This is a genomic window from Azospirillum sp. (genome assembly GCF_050789165.1).
Genome location: NZ_JBOZRT010000017.1, coordinates 1 through 1,940 on the forward strand (window position 1 = coordinate 1; position 1,940 = coordinate 1,940).

The 1,940-nt window shown below is 65.8% G+C and carries 2 protein-coding genes; both read left to right on the top strand.

From position 1 onward, the window contains the following. Positions 1-116 (top strand): hypothetical protein (locus ACRWK7_RS03055; RefSeq protein ID WP_431854702.1); only part of this gene is annotated, 116 nt, incomplete at its 5' end. 508 nt (positions 117-624) lie between these two features. Continuing rightward, on the top strand, positions 625-1,940 hold a 1,316-nt coding region (locus ACRWK7_RS03060; RefSeq protein WP_431854701.1), incomplete at its 3' end, for a bifunctional enoyl-CoA hydratase/phosphate acetyltransferase.

A 1,940-nucleotide genomic window follows, 5' to 3' on the forward strand; every position in this document is an offset into this window, starting at 1 on the left:
AGACCGGCTCGCTGAGCCGTTCCGACCGTCTGGCCAAGTACAACCAGCTGATCCGCATCGAGCAGCAGCTGGGTGCCGCCGCGCGGTTCGCCGGGCGCAGCATCCTCAAGGCCTGACCGACTGGGGAATGACGGGACGAGAGGGGGCCGCAAGGCCCCTTCTTCTTTTTTGGCGTGCGGGTTTAGGAAGCAACATTCACACGGATTGCACGGATTTGGGCACGGATTGCACGGATCTTCTTTGATCGTGGTTCCGTGCCATCCGTCAAAATCCGTGCAATTCGTGTCCCATCTTGCCCGCCCTGCCGCGGCCTCAGCGGCAGTCAAAAAACGTAAGCGTCGCAGAAAACGCTTGCATCGCATCTCACATACTAGTATATCAATTGCGAGTGCAGTCTGCGTCGTGGCTGGTTTGGTGAAGACCGTCACGGCGCGTGCGTTTCCTCCCAAAACTCGGGCCGCGGGTGGTTTCCCCACCTCGCGGCCTTTCTTTTTCCGCACCGCACCCGGCCTGCGACATAGTGTCCGGCACATCCTTTCGGCGTTGCAGCATGGGCTAATATATTAGTATACCTTTTGCGCACGTGGGCGACGGGCCGTCGTCACACAACTGGAGTATCCTTCCATGCGCACGCTTGGCGATGCCGCCAACAGCCCCTCCCCGAAGGCCATCGAGAACGTTCCCTTCGACGAGATCTTCATCGGCCAGAGCGCCAGCCTGACGCGGCAGCTCACGCTGATGGACGTCGAACTGTTCGCCACCGTCTCGGGCAACATCGACCCCGCCCACCTCGACCCGAAATTCGCGGCCGACAGCCGCTTCCAGAAGGTGATCGGCCACGGCATGTGGTCCGGATCCCTGATCTCCGGCGTGCTCGGCACCCACCTGCCCGGCGCCGGCACCCTCTACGTCGGCCAGAACCTGCAGTTCCGCCGCCCGGTCGGCCTCGGCGACGTCGTCACCGCCACCATCACCGTCACCGAAAAGCGCGCCGACAAGAACCTCGTCGTCTTCGACTGCGTCTGCGTCAACCAGGACGGCGAAACCGTCACCACCGGCACCGCCGAGGTCATCGCCCCCACCCGCAAGGTCCGCCGCGCCCCCCATGAGCTGCCGCAGATCCAGATGATCCGCCACGACAAGCACGACGCGCTGCTCGACAAGTGCCGCGCCCTCAAGCCGGTGCTCACCGCCGTCGCCCACCCCTGCGACGAGAGTTCGCTCAGGGGCGCCGTCGAGGCGGCCGAGGCCGGGCTGATCGAGCCGATCCTGATCGGCCCGGAGAGCAAGATCCGCGCGCTCGCCGGCCTGCACGGGCTGGACATCGACCCGTACCTGATCGTCAACGTCGAGCACAGCCACGCCGCCGCCGAGGCCGCGGTGGCGCTCGCCCGCACCGGCGAGGCCGAGGCGGTGATGAAGGGCTCGCTGCACACCGACGAACTGATGAGCGCCGTGGTCAAGAAGGAGACCGGCCTGCGCACCGGCCGCCGCCTCAGCCACGTCTTCGTGATGAACGTGCCGACCTACCCGCGCGCCCTGCTGATCACCGACGCGGCGATCAACATCTCCCCGACCTTGGAAGACAAGGTTCACATCGTCCAGAACGCCATCGACCTCGCCAAGGTGCTGGGCGTGGAAACGCCGAAGGTGGCGATCCTCTCGGCGGTGGAGACGCTGAACCCGAAGATCGAGACGACGCTGGAAGCGGCGGCGCTGTGCAAGATGGCGGACCGCGGCCAGATCACCGGCGGCATCCTGGACGGCCCGCTGGCCTTCGACAACGCCATCAGCCTGGAGGCGGCGCGCACCAAGGGCATCAAGTCCGAGGTCGCCGGCCAGCCCGACATCCTGCTGGTGCCCGACCTGGAGGCCGGCAACATGCTGGCCAAGCAGCTGTCGTTCCTGGCCAACGCCGACGCCGCCGGCATCGTGCTGGG